We start from the raw sequence: 18,422 nt of genomic DNA on the forward strand, positions 1-18,422 counted from the left end.
AACTCGCACCTTCGTAACGCGTGACCTGTGGCCGCTCTCCGGCACACCCCTGCCGGACGGGCGGTCTCCGAGCAGGCCGGAATCCCGGCCGGCGTAAAGGAGTTTCGTGTGAGATCGACCCCCCACAAGGCCTTCGCCACCAGCGCGTTGGCCATCGCGGCGCTCGCCGCGGCCCTGCTCCCCGGCAGTACGGCATCGGCCGCCGAGCAGGCGGCCTGCACCCCGGCCCAGGTGGTCACCAACGGCGGCTTCGAGAGCGGCACCTCACCCTGGACCCAGTCCTCGACCAGCGTGATCACCAGCCGTTCCGGCCAGACCGCCCACGGCGGCTCCAGTTTCGCCTGGCTGGACGGCACCGGCGGCACCCACACCGACTCGCTCTCGCAGAGCGTCAGCATCCCCTCCGGATGCGCCGCGACGCTCAGCTTCTGGCTGCACATCGACACCGCCGAGACGACCTCGTCCACGGCGTACGACAAGCTCACGGCGAAGATCGGCAGCACCACCCTGGCGACCTACTCCAACCTGGACAAGGCCACCGGGTACGTGAAGAAGTCATTCGACGTGTCCGCGTTCGCGGGCCAGACCGTGACCGTCGCCTTCAGCGGCGCCGAGGACTCCAGCCTCCAGACCAGCTTCGTCCTGGACGACGTCGCCCTCGACACCTCGGCCGCCACCACCCCGGGCGACAGCACCCGTACCCCGGCCGCGCCGTCCTACACCGTCAGCCTGACCAGCAACTCCACCGGCACCGGCTGGACCGGCCACGAGAGCGTGACCTTCACCAACGCCTCCTCGACCGCGCTCAGCGAGATCTACCTGAGGCTGTGGGACAACTACCACGGCACCTGCTCGGCCCCGCCGATCACCGTCAGCAACGTCACCGGCGGCACCGCGGGCGCCCTCTCGGTCGCCTGCACGGCCCTGCAGATCGCCCTGCCGACCCCGCTGGCCCAGGGCCAGAGCACCACGGTCGGCTTCGACCTGGGCATCACCGTCCCCAGCGGCGCCGACCGCTTCGGCTACGACGGCTCCTTCAGCATGATCGGCAACGCGCTGCCCGTCCTCGCGGTCCAGGACGGCTCCGGCTGGCACCTTGACCCGTACACCAACAACGGCGAGTCCTTCTACTCCCTGGCCGCCGACTTCAAGGTGACCCTGGACCACCCCACCAGCATCCTGGTCCCGGCCACCGGCACCTCCGTCGACACCGCCGGCTCCAGCGGCCGTACCATCACGACCGCCACCGCCACCAAGGTCCGTGACTTCGCCTGGGCGGCCGGGCCGTTCACCAAGATCTCCGGCACCTCCCCGGGCGGGGTCCCGATCAACATCTACTCGGTGTCGGGCATCAGCTCCTCCAGTGCCCAGTCGATGCTCACCACCGCCAAGTCGGCTGTGGACGCGCACGCCGGACGCTTCGGGGCCTACCCGTACGGCGAGCTGGACGCGGTCATCGACAACAACTTCTGGTTCGGCGGCATGGAGTACCCCGGCTTCGTCCTCGACCTCGTCAGCACCACCGCGCTCACCCACGAGATCGGCCACCAGTGGTGGTACGGCATCGTCGGCGACGACGAGTACAACAGCCCCTGGCTGGACGAGGCGTTCACCGACTACGCCACCGACCTGGCGCTGGGCAGCACCGGGACGAACTGCTGGAACAGCGTCTCCTGGGCCTCCTCGGCGGAGAACATCACCAACTCGATGGCGTACTGGGACGCCCACTCCTCCCGCTACTCCACCGTCGTCTACGGCTACGGCAAGTGCGCCCTGCACGACCTGCGCCGCCTGATCGGCGACACCGCCATGACCAACCTCCTCAAGAGCTACGCCAGTGCGCACTGGTACGGCGTCTCGACCACCGCCGAGTTCAAGGCGGCGGCCCAGGCGGCCACCAGCACCGACCTGACGTCGTTCTGGACCACCCACCGCATCGTCGGCTGACACCCCCGGCCCCGCAGGGCCGGACAGGCGCGGGACGGCCGCAGGCCAGGGCCGTCCCGCGCGCGTCGATGCCCGGAAGGGACCGGGAATCTCCTCAACGGGCAGGTGTGCGCACCGGGCGAACTCTCCCGCCCCGTGCGGACACCGCCGTGTGGTACCTCTTGCGTCGTCCGCACGCCGACGAGCACCTGGTGTCCTTCACATGAGCAACTCCCGCCCCTTCGTACTGCGTCGCAGCGAGATCGTCGTGAGCCCCGAGCGGCTGTCGATGCTCGGCGACGCCATCTTCGCCATCGCCATCACCCTGCTCGCCCTCGACATCACCGTCCCCGAGGGCCTGCGCGACGCGGAGGTCCCGCACGCAGTGCGGGAGCTGCTGCCCGCGATCGGCGCGTATCTGCTGAGCTTCGTCGTCATCGGCATCCTCTGGCTGACCCAGCACGCTCTGTTCCAGCGGATCGCGACCGTCGACCGCTCGCTGCTCTACCTGTACTTCGCCCTGCTCGCGGTCGTCGCGGCGCTGCCCTTCCCGACCAAGCTGCTCAGCGAGTACGGGGAGACGGCGACGGCGACGGCCTGCTACTCGGGCGCGATCGCGCTGTCCCTCGGATTCCTCTGCGCGATGTACGTGCGCCTGCTGGCCGCCCCCGCGTTGGCCGTCCCGGACACGGACCCCGAGGAACTGAGGAGGACGGTCCGCCGCAACGTCCTGCACATCCTGGTCTTCGTCACCGCGATCCCGCTGGCGTTCTGGTCTCCCGACCTCGCCAAGTACTGGTGGGTGCTGGTGATCCCGATCCGCGCCGTCCACCGCACGCCCGCCCCGGCCGTACCGTCCGCACCGGCGTCGGCCGGGGAACAGCCGGGGAACTGAGGACAGCGGGAGGCCGCGGCCCGGTTCGCGGACCTAGGACTGGCCGGAGACGGCTTCGGCGGCCTCGGCGATGACAGCCGCCACCGAGGCCGGGCGGGACGACCCGTGCACCCACCGGTCGGAGAACCAGTGCATCGACTCCGCGCAGTCGAGGACCGCCTCGTCCTGTCCGCTGCCCGCCGCATGACGCAACGCGCCGAGCCAGTTGTCGACATTGACGCGCAGCCACGCCTCTGCCTCCGCCAAGGAGGACAGGGCGACGAGGCCGGACTCGTCGACGCCCGGGCGGCCGTACGCGGGCTCGAACCACCGCCCGGCGGTCGTGGCCGTACGCAGCAGCCACGACGTCGTCCGGTCGACCAGCGCGGCCCGCCGCGCCGCGGTCTCCTCCTGCTGCAACCGGTCCCGGGCGAAGAGCCTGACCAGGTCGTGGAAGCGGTACCGGCCCGCGGCGCCGTCCAGCAGCAGACCGAGGTCGACGAGGTCGTCGAGCGCGTCCCAGGCCTCCTCGACCGACGTACCCCCGGCCATGGCGGCGAGAGTGGCGTCGAAGTCCCGGCCGGGCACGACGGCCAGCCTGCGGAAGATCCGCCGCGCGGCGGGCGCAAGCTGCTCGTACGACATCCCGAACGCATTGGCGATCTTGAGGTCGCCGGCCTTGAACTGCTCCAGACGGCGCTCCTCGTCGGTCAGCCGCCGGGCGAGCTCGTCCGCGCCCCAGTCGGGCCGGCTCACCAGGCGGTTGCCGATGATCCGCAGCGCCAGCGGCAGTCCGCCGCGCAACTGGGCGAGCCGGGTGAGCGCCGGCTCTCCGTCGGTTTCGGACCGGTCGCCGAGGATGCCGGTCAGCAGCTCCGTGGCCTCGGGCAGCTGCAGCGGGCCGAGGACGAGTCTGCGCACGCCCTCCAGGCCGGACAGCAGCCGCCGGCTGGTGACCAGCACCCTGGCCGCGCCGCCGCCCGGCAGGAGCGGTCGCACCTGCTCCTCGGAGGCGGCGTTGTCGAGCACGACGAGGGCCCGCCGCTCCCGCAGCAGTGAGCGGTACAGGGAGGCACGCCCCTGGATGTCCGCGGGCAGCTGCTGATCGGCGACCCCGAGCGCTCCGAGCAGCAGCCCCAGGGCGTCGTCGACGGCCAGCGGCCGCTGGGACATGCCGAACAGGTCGAGGAAGAACACCCCGTCCGGAAACCGCGCCCGCACCGCGTGGGCGGCCCGGACGGCGAATGTGGTCTTCCCCAGCCCGGCCGACCCGGTGATGAGCCCCACCACGGCGACCCCGGGCGCGAGTTCGTTCCGGACCAGGTTGTCGATCCACCCCAGTTCGGCCGCACGACCGGTGAAGTCGTCGACGGACCGGGGGAGTTCGCACAGCCCGGTCGGACGTGTCCAGTGGTCCCGCAGGCGGGCGTCCCGCGCCAGTTCCAGGAGCTGCTGACGGGCGTCGTGCGCCAGGGAGAGCGCGTCCGCGACGGCGACGACCGTCCGGTGCTGGGGCCCCTTGCTCCGGCCGCGCTCGATGTCCGACAGGGTCCGGGCGCTGACGCCCGATGCCTCGGCGAGCTGTTCCAGGGTCAGCCGGGCCGCACGGCGATGGTGCCGCAGCAACTGCGCGAAGGTCGGACGCTCGTCGATCGGGCTGCTCCTTCTCGGTCATGTCGGCACGTGACCTGCTTCGCTCGGCCGCAAGCCTACTCGGGCCCCGAACTCCCCCCTGCGCCCTTGGTCCCTGTCAGGGGGCGGACCGTGAGGATCTGCGACGCGTGTCCGACCGGGCCGTCCAGGTCGTGCAGGACCGTGCTGGTCAGCCCCTGTCCGGTGGGGCCGAAGGCGACCTTCGTGTCCAACCCCGTCCAGGGGCCCCGCGGTTGGCGGTGGAGGTGGATGGTGAGGTCGACGTTGGGGAACATCCACTCGGTGGGCGGCTGCCGGACGGCGATGCCGTTGGCGGTGTCGACCAGGGTGAGGAACGAGGCGACGGGGCTGACCGGAACACCGGCGACCAGCTCCAGGGGAGTGGAGAGCCAGGCGGCCGTACGGCCGGGGCGCGGTGGTGCGATCGGGCGGATCTCCACGGAGTTGATGTAGCCGCCGGGCCAGAGTTCGCTCGCCCGCCACGGGGTGAGGGAATCCGGTGGGGCGAGGCGGACGTCGGGGCCGCCCGCGACCGCGGTGGTGTCGAGCCCGGCCAGGTACCAGGCGCGGGCTCGCAGCACCGGGCGGCCGGCGATGCGTACGACCGCTTCGAGGAGTTCGATGGTGCGCCCGGGACGGATGGTCTCCACCTCGATCTCGCACTCGTCGAGGGCGAGGCGGCCGAGGATGTCGTAGCTGATCCGGGACAGCAGGAGACCGGTGTCCGGACCGGCCGCCCGGTACCGGTCGAGGGCGTGGACGACGAGCCCGGCCAGCGGGCTGACGTGCTGCTCCTCCGCGGCCCAGGCCCCGCCCGTGTGGGGCGTCGGCTTGTAGCGGCGGTCGCCGACGGCCTCGAAGAAACTGTCGTGGGACACGGACGGGATGGACAACGGACATGTCTCCTTCGGGGCGGCCACTACGGACGCTACCGGGATCCGCACGTCTCGCCGCGTGAGAAAGTGCACAGTGCAATTATCGTGCGGCCGCCGGTCGGGCCACGACCTCCGTTAGGGAATGGCCAGTTCGGCCCAGATGGTCTTCCCGGACCCGGTGTAGCGGGTGCCCCAGCGCTGGGACATCTGGGCGACGAGGAACAGGCCGCGGCCGCCCTCGTCGTCCCGGCGGGCCCGCCGCAGGTGCGGTGCCGTGTGCGCGTTGTCGGAGACCTCGCACAGCAGGCTGCGGTCCTTGATCAGTCTCAGCAGCACGGGCCCGGTGGCGTACCGGATGCTGTTGGTGACCAGCTCGCTCACCACCAGCTCCGCGGTGAACGCCAGCTCGGACAGGCCCCACGTCTCCAGCTGGCGCTCGGTGTCCGTGCGGGCGCGGGCCACCATCGCCGGGTCCGGCGGCAGCTCCAGGTCCGCGACCTGCCCGGGGCCCAGCCGCCGGGTGCGGACCAGCAGCAGCGTGGCGTCGTCCGCCTGCGGCCCCGGCGGCAGGGTCGACAGCGCCCGGTCGCACAGCTCCTCCAGCGGACACCGCTGCCAGGTGAGCACATGGGCGAGGCGGTCGATCCCGCTGTCGATGTCGGTGCGCCGGTCCTCCACGACGCCGTCGGTGAAGAACGCCACCACGCTGCCGCTGGACAGGCTCAGCTCCACGTTCTCGTAGGGCAGGCTGCCCAGGCCCAGGGGCGGCCCCGGCGCCAGCGCGGACAGCGCCACCGAGCCGCTCGCGTCGGCCACGATCGGCGGGGGGTGGCCCGCGCTCGCCCAGACACAGCGGCCGCTGACCGGGTCGTAGATCGCGTACAGGCAGGTCACCCCGAGCGCCTCGTCGCCCAGCCCGTCGTCCGCGTGGGGCTCGGAGTCCTGCGCGACCAGGCCGTCGAGGCGGGTGAGCAGCTCGGCCGGGTCCAGGTCCAGCAGGGCCAGGGTCCGCACGGTGGCACGCAGCCGGCCCATGGTCGCGGCCGCGTGCACACCGTGGCCGACCACGTCGCCCACGGTCAGCCCCACCCGGGCACCGGACAGCGGGATCAGGTCGAACCAGTCGCCGCCCACCCCCACCCGGCTGTCGGCCGGCAGATAGCGGTACGCCACGTCGACCGCGCTCTGCTCGGGCAGGTGCTGCGGCAGCAGGCTCCGCTGCAGCACCAGGGCCGCCGCGTGCTGGCTGGTGTAGCGGCGGGCGTTGTCGATGCCGACGGCGGCGCGCTCGGTCAGCTCCACCGCAAGGGTCTGCTCCTCGGGCCCGAAGGGGTCGGGGTTGCTGCTGCGCAGAAAGGTGGCGAGGCCGAGGACCGCGTCCCGGGCGACCAGCGGGACGAACAGGCTGGAGCGCCGGTCGGCCGGAGCCGGCCCGCCCGCCGGGCCGTGCGGGGCGGCGTCGACGACGGGGCGGCTGGTGGCCAGGCTCAGCGCCTGCGGCGACGACGCCGGGTAGGAGACGGGAGTGGTCCGGAACTCCTCCGGGGTGCGGCCGTGCATCCGCAGCAGGCTGTGCCCCGGCGCCGAACCCGTCGCCGGCTGCCGGCCCTCGATGACCGCGGGCGGCAGGTCCACCAGCACCTCGTCGGCCAGCTGCGGCACCGCCACGTCGGCGAGCTCCGCGGCCGTGCGGCGTACGTCCAGCGAGGCGCCGATGCGCTTCCCCGCCCGCACCAGCAGGGACAGCCGCTCCTGGGCGCGGTAGCGGTCGGTGATGTCCAGGGACTCCTCGAACAGCCCCAGCGGCTCGCCCCGGGCGTCCACCAGCCGGTGGTACGAGCAGGACCAGACGTGCTCGCGTACCGGGTCGGCGGGGGCCCGCCCGCGATAGTGCATGCCCATGATCGGCTCGCCCGTCGTGAGCACGTGCTCCATGATCTGGTCCTCGTCCGGAGGATGGTGGCGGGAGATGAACTCCCCCTCCGGAAAGAGGTCCGCGGCCGGGCGGCCGATGTACTGGGCGATCCCCGCGAGCTCCAGATCGGTGGAGACGTTCCCCCACACGACGCGCATGTCCGTGTCGAAGATCGTCAGCCCCACGGAGGACTCCGTGGCCAGCCCCTGCAACATGGCCAGCTGTGCCTCCCAGCCGCGCAGCGCCGCCAGGTCGGCCGCGACCACGACGGTCGCGGCCGCGCCCTGGGGCGCGAGCGGGCTGAAGGTCACGGCCGCGCGCAGGGTGCGCCCGTCCTTGCAGGACAGGTCGAGGACCGTGCTGCGGGGCCGGTGCGCCGTGCAGAGCGCGGAGAGCCGCTGTCCCGGATCCGCCGCCAGCAGGCGGGCCGCGGACCGGCCGAGCACGTCCTCGGGCGGATGTCCGAGGAGGCGCTGGGCCGAGGGGCCCCATCCCGAGATGCGGCCTTCGGCGTCCAGCACCGCGGCCGCGGCCTTGGTGAGGTCCAGAGGACTGTGGAAGTCGACGTTGGCCGCGTTCGGAAAACGATCCATGGGCACCGCTTCCCTCCGTGCCCCCTCAGCATCCCGTGCCACAGGACGGACGACAACCGCACGCACGGCCGCCGCCCCGGCAGCCGCCGCGTCCCGGGGCGCGCCGGGAGGAGGCCGCCCTCCTCGATGGTCGGCTCCGAGCGCCGCGTCCGTCCGGCGCGGGGCCGCGGTCCGGACGGCGGACACCTCCACCTGCCGGATCGGGCCGGACACCGCCCCGCAGACCCGCCCGCTCCGCAGCCCGCCCGCTGTCGCAGGCCCGCCCGGCGGCGAGGGCCGCGACGGCGGCGCGCTGATCGCTGTGAGGCTGCCGAACGGCTGCCGACTCCTGCGCGCCAGCCGGTGTGCCCCTCGCCATGTCCGCCATGTCTGCCATGTCCGTCGTGGGCCGTGCCGTGGTCGAACTTCATCACCTCGTCGGGAGCGGTGCAGGGAGCCGGGGTGGCCGTCGCATGCCTGCTATCGGTCCGTTCCCGGAGTCGTCGGGGCCCGAAGCCACCGCTCTCGCGGTCGACCCGATTCGGCTACGCGTCGCGCCTGTGCAGCAGCAGGCCGCCGACCAGCAGCGCGGCCGCGGCCCACGTGGCCGGCACGCCCAGGCCGGCCCATGGTCCGATGGGCAGCTCGTGCAGATGGACGGTGGCCTGGACCGCGAGCCCGGCGGTCATGGGCGAGATCTGCTGGAGGTGGCGCTGCCACTCCGGGTCGTTGACCACCCGGGTGACGACCGGGAAGAGGTAGAGCAGACCGAGGACGATCCCGATGCCGGTCGCCGCCTCCCGCACCGCCGTCGCCACGCCGAGGCCGATCAGGGCGATCAGGGCGAGGTAGAGGACCGAGCCCACGGCCGCGCGCAGGGTCGGGCCGTCGGCCAGGGACAGCGGGGCATAGCCGTGCGCCTGGGTGAATCCGTTGCCGGGCAGGATGCAGCGGCCGACGAGGAGGGAGGCCAGGACGGCAGCAGCCCCGGATGCCAGGACGACCGTGGTGAGGACCGTCGCCTTGGCGGTGAGGACGATGAGCCGGTTCGGCACCGCCGTGAACGTGGTGCGGATCATCCCGGTGCCGTACTCGCCGCTGACGGCCAGCACCGCGAAGACGGCGATGACCGCCTGCCCGACGGTGACGCCGGTCAGGGCGAGCTTGACGGCGTCCTGGCCGCACCCCGCGTCCGGGCACTCCACGGCCTTGGCGGTACCGCAGCCGACGGCCACGGTCAGCGCGACGGCGAGCAGGAGCAACCTGCCCATCTCTCCTGCGGTGCGCAGCTTCGTCCACTCCGCGCGCAGGGCGCGGCCGAAGTCCCCTCGCCACGCGCCGTCCGCCGTGCTCGTGAGTCGTGCACCGCTCAGGAGACTCATACGTCCCTCCCGCGCAGCCGCACCACGGCCAGGCAGAAGGCGAGCGCGGCGTATCCGCACAGCACGGCGAGACCGGCCCAGGGGGCCAGCGGGTAGTAGCCGGTCGACGGCTCGTACACGCTGAGTACCTGCGCGTACCGCGGCAGGGTCTGCTGGATGGCGAAGCCCGCAGCCGGGGTCACCCGCAGCAGCCACTCCGAGACGCCCGGGGGCAGTACGCCGGACGTGGCAAGCAGGAAGGGCAGCACGATCGACGCGATGACCAGGGCGACCGCCGTGCCGCTGCGCCGCAGCAGGGCACCGACGCCGAGAGCGAGCACGGCGGCGGCCGCGCAGAGCAGGCCGGTGCCGACCACGACGCGCACTTCGGTCGCCGACGCGGCGGGGAAGACACGGAAGCCTCTGCCACGCGCGCTGCGTTCCCCGATGGGAACGGTGATCGCGGCGGCCACCAGGCCGATGGCGGACGCAACGCCCCCGACCACCAGCGCCTTGGCAGCAAGCACCAGGCCCCGCAGGGGAGTTGCCGCCATGGTCGTACGCAGCAGACCACGCCGGTACTCGCCGGTGATGAACACCGTGCCCACGGCGATCACCACGATCAGCCCGGCGAAGGTGCCGACGAGGAAGTTCTCGACGGAGAAGCCGACACCCATGACGGGCCCGCCGACGACCGGTGCGATGTCACCGGCCCCGGTCACGGTTAACCCGCCGCCGTCGGCCTGGGTGAAGCCGCCCTTGGTGGTGTTCGTGTAGCTGCCGGAGGTGCCCGCGTCGCCGCCCACCTGTGTGCCGCTCCACGCCCCCTGGGACCAGCCGCCGGTGAGTGCCGGGCGGCCGAAGGTGCCGGTGGCCACGGCGGGGCTGAAGCCCGTGCCCGCCGCCGTGTCCTGCCTCGCCTCCGGTGACGACACGAAGAGCCCGGCCTGCACGGTGCGCGCAAGCCCCGGCAGCTTCGCATGGCCGACCTCGGTCCAGCGGGAGCCGTCGGTGGAGGTGAACCCGGTGAGACTGTCACCGGAGCGGACCAGGCGCAGCCGGCGCGGGGACTCCTGGGAGACCTCGCCGGAGGGGCCCGCCGTGTCGTGGGTGTAGTCGTACTGCATGCGCACGCCGTGACCGCCGGTGGCCATGACCGCCGCGTACGAGGATCCCTGGGTGAGGCTTTCCTTCACGATGACCCCGGCCTTCGCCCAGGGCTGGGCGCCCTGGGCCGTCCTGCCGGTCCCGGTGTCGGCCGCACCGGTCAGTGACCGCAGGGGAACGGTGAGGGTGCCGTCGCCGGTGAGCGTCTTGTGGACGAAGTAGAAGCTGTCGTTGACGGCCTCGCCACCGGGGCCCTTCGGATACGAGGCGGAGTCGGCGCCGCCCCCGCCGGGGGCGGGGGCGGCCGTGCCGAGCAGGCCGACCACGATCGTCACCAGGAGCGCCCCCGCCATGGCGAGGACCCAGCCGCGTACCGTACGGAACTTCGTCCACTCGGCGTGCAGTGTCCTGAGGAACCCGCCCCGCTCAGCGCGCCTCGTGGCCGGGGGGCGGGGGGTGAGGCCGACGGTCATCGCGTGGCCTCCCCCGCCGGGGTGCCCCGGTATTCCACCGCGTCCCGGGTGAGCTCCATGTACGCCTCTTCGAGCGTCGCCCGGTCCCTGGACACCTCCGAGAACGGCACCCCGTTCCGGGCGAGCAGGGCCACGATCTCCACGTCGGGCAGGCCCGTGACGCCGAGGGCGCCGGGGCCGGTCGCGAAAACGGTGGCGCCCGCACCTTGCAGGACCTGGGCGGCGCGCGCAGTCGCGGAGGTACGCAGGGTGACCCGGCCGCCGGCCGCCTCGGCGAGCAGCTCGGAGACGCTGGTGTCCGCGACGACGCGGCCGCGGCCGATCACCACCAGATGGTCCGCGGTGTCTTCGAGTTCGTTCATCAAGTGACTGGAGACCAGGACGGCGCGGCCCTGCCGGGCCAGCGACGACAGGAAGCCGCGCATCCACACGATGCCGTCGGGGTCGAGGCCGTTGAACGGCTCGTCCAGCATGACGACCGGCGGGTCGCCGAGCAGCGCCGCCGCGATCCCCAGGCGCTGGCGCATGCCCAGCGAGAAGCCGCCGGCCTTGCGCCGGGCGGCCGTGCCCAGGCCGACCTGTTCGATGACCTCGTCCACCCGCCGGGGCGGCACGCCCTGTGAGTGGGCCAGCCACAGCAGGTGGTTACGGGCGGTGCGGCTCGGCTGGAGCGCGGAGGCGTCGAGCAGTGCCCCCAGATGCCGGAGCGGGCGACGCAGGGTGTGGTACGGCACCCCGCCGACCAGGGCCTTTCCCTCCTCAGCCGCGTCCAGGCCCAGGATCACGCGCATGGTGGTGGACTTGCCCGCGCCGTTCGGGCCGACGAAGCCGGTCACCCGTCCGGGCCGCACGGTGAACGTCATCCCGTCCAGAGCCAGTTGTGGCCCGAAGCGTTTACGCAGACCGATGACCTCGATCGTCGCCTTCGTACTCTCGTCGCTCATGGCCCCACCCTGTGACGGAGCGGGTTACAGGGGCCGAACGGCCACTGTCATCTCGCTGTTAGGCGCCTCGGCTTAGCCTGGCCCGGTACGTGTCCTGGTGCCGTGGCGGGAGGGGAGCATGCGGATGGAATGGGGTCCGGCCCGACGGCTCGTGGGCCTGACTACCCGGCTCGGCCTGCGCCGTGGCACTGCCCGCACCCGCTTCACCGCCTTGTACGTGACTCTGTTCCTGCTGTCGGGAACGGCGTTGCTGGCCATCGCGGCCGTGGTGGCATCCGGCGGATCGCGCTTCAGCCAGACCGCCCCCGACGGCGGCACCGATCAGCCCGCCACGGCGGCACAGTCCCAGGGCCGCATCGACGCGCTGGAGCAGCAGCTGGCCCAGGCGCACGACACCCAGTCCCGGCAGATCCTGCTCGGCTCCGCCATCGCGCTCGGCGTCATGGCGGTGCTCTCGGTCGGGCTCGGCTGGTTCGTCGCCGGCCGGGTGCTGCGCCCGCTGCGCGTGATGACAGCGGCCACCCGCCGGATCACCGCCGACAGCCTGCACGAACGCCTGGCCATCGGCGGCCCGGGCGACGAGGTGAAGGACCTCGCCGATACCATCGACGACCTCCTCGGCCGCCTGGAGGGCTCCTTCGACGCCCAGCGCCTCTTCGTCGCCAACGCCTCCCACGAGCTGCGCACCCCGCTCACCACGATGCGGGCCTCCCTGGACGTGGCCCTCGCCAAGCCGGGCCCGGTACCCGAGACCACGGCGACGCTGGCCGCCCGGATGCGCGCCGAACTCGACCGGGTGGACCGGCTGCTGGAGGGTTTCCTCGTCCTGGCTCGCACCCAGCACGGCGAGTTCACGGACTCGGCGCGCCTCACCCTCGGCCAACTCGCGCTGACCGCTCTGACCGGACGGGCAAAGGACAGTGCGGCCAAGGGCCTGACCGTGCGTGAAAACCGGATCGACGACTCCGCGTGGGTGTGGGGCAGCCAGACGCTGCTGCGGCGCGCGGTCGACAACGTGGTCGACAACGCGATCGCGCACAACGACCCCGGGGGCTGGATCAGTGTCGCGGTACGGACCGAAGGAGACGACCCTGACGCAGTGTCCCTCGTCGTCGAGTCCAGCGGACCGGTCCTCGACCAGCGGCGGGTGGCGGACCTCTCGCAGCCCTTCCGCCGCCTTGGCGCCGACCGGACCGGCACCGGCCAGGGCAGCGGCCTCGGCCTCTCCATCGTCGCGGCCATCACTCAGGCCCACCACGGCACCCTGGACCTGCGCGCCCGCCCCGACGGCGGCCTGCGCGTCACCATCACCCTCCCACGTTCGGACGGCAGGGCGACGGCGAAAGCTCCCGACAATGAGACGGACGGGGCGCGTTGAGAGTACTGGTGGTCGAGGACGCCCGCTCCCTCGCCGAAGTGATTGCCGAGGGACTGCGCGACCAGGGCATGGCCGTGGACGTGGCCCACGACGGGCTCGACGCCGCGGCCAAGCTGGACGTCAACGCGTACGACGTCGTCGTGCTCGACCGCGACCTGCCGGGCATCCACGGCGACACCCTCTGCCAGATGATCACCGAGCGGGACGGCCGCGTGATGGTCCTGATGCTGACCGCGGCCGACTCACCCGGCGACCGCGTCAGCGGCCTGACCCTGGGCGCCGACGACTACCTCGCCAAGCCCTTCCACTTTCCCGAACTCGTCCTGCGCATCCGCGCCCTGGCCCGCCGCCGCCCAGCCGCCCGGTCCCGCACCCTGAGCACGGCGGGCATCGAACTCGACCCGATGCGCCGCACCGTCAGCCGCGACGGCCATCAACTCGACCTCTCCGTCAAGGAGTTCGCGGTACTCGAAGCCCTCCTGGACGCGAGCCCCGCCTTCCTCAGCACGGAGAACCTCCTCGAACAGGTCTGGGACGAACACGCCGACCCGTTCACCAACACCGTCACGGTGACCATCAGCCGCCTGCGCCGCAAACTCGGTGACCCCCCGGTCATCGCCACCACACCCGGCGTGGGGTACCGGATCATCGACCCAGCCGTCCCACCCGACTGACTGATCATTTCCGGCCGGCTGTGTTCCTGCGCCGGAACGCCGATCGGCACGGTCCGGGGAGGAGGACCGTGCCGATCGGGTCGGGGCGGGGGAGGGGTCAGGCGGCCGTCCGCTGCCTGCCGCGCAGCGTCAGGTACGTGCCGGTGGCGCCGGCGGCCAGCAGGGCGCCCGCGCCGAGGCCGACCGGAAGGGCCGGGAACTGGCCGGAGCCGGTCGTGGCGGCCGTGTTCACCATCGCCGGGCCCGGGGTGATGCTGGTGCTCACCGCGGAGACGTGGCGGATCGGGCCGATGTGCTTGACGGAGCCGTCCGCGTTCAGCAGCACCTGCTTGTCGTTGGGGTGCTTGAAGTCGAACATGTTGGTCAGCGAGCCCGCGGTGGCGTCGAAGGAGTGGTCGCCGACGCGGCCGGTGCGCCAGTTGTCCTCGATGAAGCGGGTGATCGAGGACTGGTCGGTCTGGGTGTGGTCGACCTTGTTCACCTTGCTGTACGGCGAGATGACCAGCAGCGGCTGCCGGGTGCCGGGGCCGCAGCGGTCGGCGTAGCCGCCGGTCGCGGCCGGGCCCGCCTGGCAGGCCGCGCTGTCCAGGGCCTTGCCGTTGGAGCCGACCGTGGAGTCCGTGGAGCCGTTGCGCGGCTTGGCGTAGGCGTGGTCGTACCAGCCGTCGGAGTCGTCGTACGCGATGACGATCGCGGTGGACTTCCACTGCGGCGAGCTCTGCACGGCGTTGATCTCGTTGACGAGGAAGTGCTGCTCGTCGGTCGGGTCCGAGTAGCCGGCGTGGCCGTCCTGGTACTCACCGGCCTTCAGGAAGCTGACGGCGGGCAGCTTGCCCGCCTTGGCCGCCGCGGTGAAGTCGGTCAGGTCGTAGTTGTGGTTCGCCTGGCCGTTGTGACCGATCTCGTTCACGTTCTTCGGCGCCACGTGGTGCGGGTTGGACGTCGACTTGTAGTACGAGAACGGGTTGTGGTGCGGGCTGTAGTCGACCACCGAGGCGCCGCCGACGTTGGTGTGCGTGGTGTCGCACTTGGCGTAGGAGCCGGACGTGCCGCTGTACGCCGTGGACGGGCGGAAGCCGCCCTGGAACCAACCCCAGGTCACGTGCTTGGAGTTGAGCAGGTCACCGATGTTCCTGCCCTGCAGCGAGGCCAGCGCGCTGGTGCTGGTGTGGTCCTTGTCGGAGCAGTCGTCGTAGGCCGGGTCGGGGTCGTTGATGACCGTGCCGACGCCCTTGGCGTTCGGCGACGCGATGGCGTACGAGTCGGGCGTCGACGTCTGCTTGCCGGTGACCGAGTCCACCGAGATCGCTCCGTGCGTCTGACCCGAGATCAGGTTGAGCGCGCCGGGCGTGGACGGGCCGTAGACCGAGCTGTAGGAACGGTCGTTGAGGGCGTACTGCTGGGCGTAGTTCCACAGGCCGGTGACGGTGTTGCCGTCGTAGTAGTCCATCACCAGGCCCGGCTCGCCGAACAGGCCGCCCGAGCACTTGTCGACCTCGGTGTTCTGCACGAACTGGTCGGCCTTGCCGCCGTCGTAGGCCAGCTGCTCGGGCCCGTAGGAGTGGTTCTGGTCGCAGGTCATCGCCTGTGACGAGGAGAGCCGCTTGGGCGTGTACTGGTTCGGGTTCTTCGTCAGCAGCCCGGCGTGCGCGACGGTGTCGACGTCCTTCGGGGTCTTCTTGGACGCCGTGAACTTCGTGCCGTCGGTGTTCGCGGCCTTCGGGTAGGTCGCGAAGTAGTGGTCGAAGGAGATGTTCTCGTCGAACAGCACGACCACGTGCTTGATCGGGGTCGCGGTCGACGAGCCGCCGCCGTGCCCGGCGGGTACGGCGGCCCAACTGGGCGCGGTGCCCCCGAGGACCGTGAGTGCGGCGGCCCCCGCGAGAGCGCCGAGGCTCCTGATCGCCGTTCGTCTTCCTGTGCTGGCCATGCTGGTTCCCCTCCGGGCATGAACGTCACTGCGTCGTACAGGCAGGGATGCTTCGCCCGCTTGCGGGCGCTGCGGCGGAGCCATGATGGCGGGTGAATGAACACCGGGTCAGGGATGCTGGGGCAAATCTTGACGGTGTATTGACCGTTCGGGCTACGGATTCGCCAGGGAGTTGTTCGAACAAGCTCACGTGAGGAGAGCGCGTCCGAACCAGTCGTTCCGGTCCCGTACCCCGGGCAGGGCGAAGAAGTAGCCGCCGCCGAACGGCGAGATGTAGTCGACCAGCGGCTCCCCGGCCAGCCGCTTCTGCACGGTCTCGAACTGCCGGGCCAGGTCCTGCTGGTAGCAGCTGAACAGCAGGCCCATGTCGAGGTTGCCGTTGCTGTCCATGCCCCGGTCGTAGTTGTAGGCGCGGCGCAGGATCCGCTGGTCGGCGGTGGCCGTGGTGCGCGGGTTGGCCAGCCGGATGTGCGCGTCCAGCGGGATGACGTCACCCTTGGGGTCGTCGGCGTAGTCGGGCGTGTCGTGCTCGGCGTTCCCGTCCAGGGGCGCCCCGGACTCGCGGGAACGGCCGAACATCCGCTCCTGCTCGCTGAGCGAGACCCGGTCCCAGAACTCCACCAGCATCCGGATCAGCCGTACCACCTGGTAGCTGCCGCCGACCGCCCACTCCGGTTCGCCGGAGTCCTTGCCGACCCACACCAGCCGGTCCATCTCCCGGGCGCTGCCGGTCTCCGGGTTGGCGGTGCCGTCCTTGAACCCCAGCAGGTTGCGCGGGGTGCCGGACGGGCGGGGCGGACTGGTGAAGCCGTCCAGCCGCCAGCGGACCTGCATGCCGCCCCGGGTGTGCCGGGCGATGTCGCGCAGTGCGTGCAGCACGGTGTCGGTGTCGTCCGCGTGCAACTGCAAACTGAGGTCGCCGTGACACCACTCGGGCCGCAGGTCGTCGTCCGGGAAGGCGGGCATCGTCGTCAGCCGACGCGGCCTCAGTTTCCCGAGCCCGTACCGGTCGTCGAAAAGCGAGCCGCCGACGCCGACGGTCACCGCCAGCGCACCGGAGGGCAGTTGCTCGCCGAGGACGCCCGAGTCGGCGGGCGGGCCGGTGACCCCGACCGGGTCCGGGGTGCCGCCCGAGGTCAGGAAGCGGGCGCGGTCGGTGAGCGTGTGCAGCAGCTCGGTCAGCTCGGCGCGGCTCCCGGCGGTGACGTCGAGGGACGTGAACACGGTCGTCCGGCGGGGCGCGGCGATCGCGGACTGCTGGCGGGCGCCGTGGAAGGGAGCGATCGCGCCAGGGGTGGTGGCGCCGAGGGTGGCGGTGCCCGTGCCGGGGGCGGCCGCACCGCCCGCGGCCAGCCCGGCGCCCGCGAGGGCCGCGCCGCGCAGGAACCCGCGGCGGCCCACTCCGCCGCTGCCGGCCGTCTCGTTCGTGCTCATACCGTCCTCCGCGGATCGCACAGGGTCGCCACCGACGCCAGCCGCTCCACCAGGTCGCCGAGGACCGCGTCGACGTCCTCGCGCTGCCGGTGGCCGAGCTTCCCCGGCGGGGTCCAGGTGCCGCCGTGCCCGAAGCCGTCGAGGATCTCGCCGGCCTGCTTCAACTCGCTCTCCAGACCGGCCAGACCCGTGTACCGGGTGGCCAGCAGCGGGTGCAGCCGGGACATGACCTCCACCGTGCCGTCCAGGTTGGCGCGGGCGGTGGCGAGGTTGCTGCCGCTGCCGTAGTCGGTACGGCCGGTCAGCTCGAACTGCACCGTGTTCTCCAGGATCTCGTGCGCCCGCAGCCCCAGCTGGGCGGGGTCCATCCGGGTCTGCGCCCAGTCGTCGCGCAGCGCGGTGACCGCCTTGACCAGGTCCGCCGCCGGGCCCCGCAGGCCGGTCGCGGACTCGCCGTGCCACAGGCCGTACTCGATCCGGTGGAAGCCGGTGAAGTCCTTGTCGTGCACCCCGCCGCCCAGCCCCGCGTCGGTGCCGTTGATCGCGCCGTCGGCGTCCCCGAAGGCGTCGTACGCCGCGCCCAGCCGCTCGTACTCCAGGTGCGCCGGCAGCCAGGCGGTGCGGGCGGCGGCGAGATCACCACGGTCGATCGCGTCCCGCAGGGCGGTCGTCAGCCGTACGACGTCGGACAGGCCGCCGCCGACCCACTTCTGGTAGGCGAGCGCGGGCGGGATCAGGTCGTGCTCGGTGACCGGGGCCGCGGCAGGCCCGCTGCTGCCCCTGCCGATGCGGACCGTGGGCCCGGTGACGGCGTCGGCGTCGTCGGGCACGCACTTGAAGGCGTAGGCGCCCTTGCCGAGCCGGACGGTCAGCTCCCGGGTGGTGCCGGGCCCGATGTCCTCCACCTCGCCGTACACGGCCTCGCTCGTCGGGTCCTCCAGGAGGGCCTCGGCGGCCCCGTCGGTCGGGTTGTGCAGGTCGAAGACCTGGACGCCGGACACCGGGGTGCTCCATCCCCGGCCGCAGCGGCTGGCGGACACCTCCACGGTGGTGTGCGGCAGCGCGGCCGGGTCGGCGTGTGCGGGGCGTGAGTCGTGCGTGAGGGCCAGAAATCCGGCCACCAGGCATACGACGGCGACACCGACGACCGCCCAGGGACGCAACGACCTCCAGCCGAGGCCGGACAACACCATCCCGAGCTCCCGGGGGTTCGTACCGTTCGTGATCGCCTCATGTTAGGCAGCCCTTTGTTCTCGAACGGCCGTCCAGGGAAACCCATGACCAAGAGTTCCCTGCCGGTTCACCG

13 protein-coding genes are annotated in these 18,422 nt (G+C 72.2%); 4 read left to right on the top strand and 9 right to left on the bottom strand.

Annotated features, from left to right (window positions below):
• The first annotated feature begins 108 nt into the window (after nucleotides 1-108).
• Together ABZ887_RS13750 and ABZ887_RS13755 are read left to right on the top strand one after the other, a co-directional pair.
• Nucleotides 109-1,947 carry a M1 family aminopeptidase gene (locus tag ABZ887_RS13750; protein WP_361287565.1) on the top strand — a complete coding sequence of 613 codons (1,839 nt, stop codon included), beginning with the start codon at nucleotides 109-111 and terminating at the stop codon, nucleotides 1,945-1,947.
• Nucleotides 1,948-2,149: 202 nt separating this feature from the next.
• On the top strand, nucleotides 2,150-2,821 hold the full coding sequence (locus ABZ887_RS13755; RefSeq protein ID WP_361287568.1) for a TMEM175 family protein: 672 nt from the start codon (nucleotides 2,150-2,152) through the stop codon (nucleotides 2,819-2,821).
• Nucleotides 2,822-2,854: 33 nt separating this feature from the next.
• On the opposite strand, the gene ABZ887_RS13760 is transcribed toward ABZ887_RS13755, so the two are convergent.
• From ABZ887_RS13760 to ABZ887_RS13785, 6 genes are all read right to left on the bottom strand, one after another.
• A complete protein-coding gene (locus ABZ887_RS13760) occupies nucleotides 2,855-4,426 on the bottom strand; it encodes a helix-turn-helix transcriptional regulator (RefSeq protein WP_361287571.1) in 1,572 nt (523 codons plus the stop codon).
• 83 nt (nucleotides 4,427-4,509) lie between these two features.
• Nucleotides 4,510-5,346: a thioesterase family protein gene (locus ABZ887_RS13765; protein WP_361287574.1), complete on the bottom strand. Its 837-nt coding sequence runs from the start codon at nucleotides 5,344-5,346 to the stop codon at nucleotides 4,510-4,512.
• Nucleotides 5,347-5,463: 117 nt separating this feature from the next.
• Nucleotides 5,464-7,836: a SpoIIE family protein phosphatase gene (locus tag ABZ887_RS13770; protein ID WP_361287578.1), complete on the bottom strand. Its 2,373-nt coding sequence runs from the start codon at nucleotides 7,834-7,836 to the stop codon at nucleotides 5,464-5,466.
• A gap of 524 nt (nucleotides 7,837-8,360) precedes the next feature.
• Entirely contained in the window at nucleotides 8,361-9,197 is an 837-nt protein-coding gene (locus ABZ887_RS13775; protein ID WP_361287581.1) for an ABC transporter permease, read from the bottom strand.
• Entirely contained in the window at nucleotides 9,194-10,756 is a 1,563-nt protein-coding gene (locus ABZ887_RS13780) for a hypothetical protein (protein WP_361287583.1), read from the bottom strand. Before ABZ887_RS13780 ends, ABZ887_RS13775 begins: the two co-directional genes overlap by 4 nt.
• Nucleotides 10,753-11,700, bottom strand: a complete 948-nt coding sequence (locus tag ABZ887_RS13785; protein WP_361287586.1) for an ATP-binding cassette domain-containing protein — start codon at nucleotides 11,698-11,700, stop codon at nucleotides 10,753-10,755. Before ABZ887_RS13785 ends, ABZ887_RS13780 begins: the two co-directional genes overlap by 4 nt.
• Before the next feature lie 118 nt (nucleotides 11,701-11,818).
• On the opposite strand from ABZ887_RS13785, the gene ABZ887_RS13790 reads away from it, so the two are divergent.
• A complete protein-coding gene (locus ABZ887_RS13790) occupies nucleotides 11,819-13,078 on the top strand; it encodes a HAMP domain-containing sensor histidine kinase (RefSeq protein WP_361287589.1) in 1,260 nt (419 codons plus the stop codon).
• The gene (locus ABZ887_RS13795) at nucleotides 13,075-13,752 is read left to right on the top strand and encodes a response regulator transcription factor (protein WP_361287592.1); all 678 of its coding nucleotides are present in this window, start codon (nucleotides 13,075-13,077) and stop codon (nucleotides 13,750-13,752) included. Before ABZ887_RS13790 ends, ABZ887_RS13795 begins: the two co-directional genes overlap by 4 nt.
• 97 nt (nucleotides 13,753-13,849) lie before the next feature.
• On the opposite strand, the gene ABZ887_RS13800 is transcribed toward ABZ887_RS13795, so the two are convergent.
• The 3 genes from ABZ887_RS13800 to ABZ887_RS13810 form a co-directional block, all read right to left on the bottom strand.
• A complete protein-coding gene (locus ABZ887_RS13800; protein WP_361287594.1) occupies nucleotides 13,850-15,682 on the bottom strand; it encodes an alkaline phosphatase family protein in 1,833 nt (610 codons plus the stop codon).
• Nucleotides 15,683-15,868: 186 nt separating this feature from the next.
• Nucleotides 15,869-17,116, bottom strand: a complete 1,248-nt coding sequence (gene efeB / locus ABZ887_RS13805) for an iron uptake transporter deferrochelatase/peroxidase subunit (protein WP_361287597.1) — start codon at nucleotides 17,114-17,116, stop codon at nucleotides 15,869-15,871.
• Nucleotides 17,113-18,309, bottom strand: coding sequence for an EfeM/EfeO family lipoprotein (locus ABZ887_RS13810; protein ID WP_361287600.1), 1,197 nt, complete (start codon nucleotides 18,307-18,309; stop codon nucleotides 17,113-17,115). The genes efeB and ABZ887_RS13810 overlap by 4 nt, the downstream gene beginning before the upstream one ends.
• Nucleotides 18,310-18,422 lie beyond the last annotated feature (113 nt).

Source organism: Streptomyces sp. NPDC047061, assembly GCF_040643955.1.
Lineage (GTDB): Bacteria > Actinomycetota > Actinomycetes > Streptomycetales > Streptomycetaceae > Streptomyces.

What these genes read in the sequence shown, in the direction of transcription:
- ABZ887_RS13785 (WP_361287586.1), bottom strand. Translation starts at nt 11,700, where the DNA reads ATGAGCGACGAGAGTACGAAGGCGACGATCGAGGTCATCGGTCTGCGT.
- ABZ887_RS13755 (WP_361287568.1), top strand. Translation starts at nt 2,150, where the DNA reads ATGAGCAACTCCCGCCCCTTCGTACTGCGTCGCAGCGAGATCGTCGTG.
- ABZ887_RS13775 (WP_361287581.1), bottom strand. Translation starts at nt 9,197, where the DNA reads ATGAGTCTCCTGAGCGGTGCACGACTCACGAGCACGGCGGACGGCGCG.
- ABZ887_RS13780 (WP_361287583.1), bottom strand. Translation starts at nt 10,756, where the DNA reads ATGACCGTCGGCCTCACCCCCCGCCCCCCGGCCACGAGGCGCGCTGAG.
- ABZ887_RS13810 (WP_361287600.1), bottom strand. Translation starts at nt 18,309, where the DNA reads ATGGTGTTGTCCGGCCTCGGCTGGAGGTCGTTGCGTCCCTGGGCGGTC.
- ABZ887_RS13770 (WP_361287578.1), bottom strand. Translation starts at nt 7,836, where the DNA reads ATGGATCGTTTTCCGAACGCGGCCAACGTCGACTTCCACAGTCCTCTG.
- efeB (WP_361287597.1), bottom strand. Translation starts at nt 17,116, where the DNA reads ATGAGCACGAACGAGACGGCCGGCAGCGGCGGAGTGGGCCGCCGCGGG.
- ABZ887_RS13790 (WP_361287589.1), top strand. Translation starts at nt 11,819, where the DNA reads ATGCGGATGGAATGGGGTCCGGCCCGACGGCTCGTGGGCCTGACTACC.
- ABZ887_RS13800 (WP_361287594.1), bottom strand. Translation starts at nt 15,682, where the DNA reads ATGGCCAGCACAGGAAGACGAACGGCGATCAGGAGCCTCGGCGCTCTC.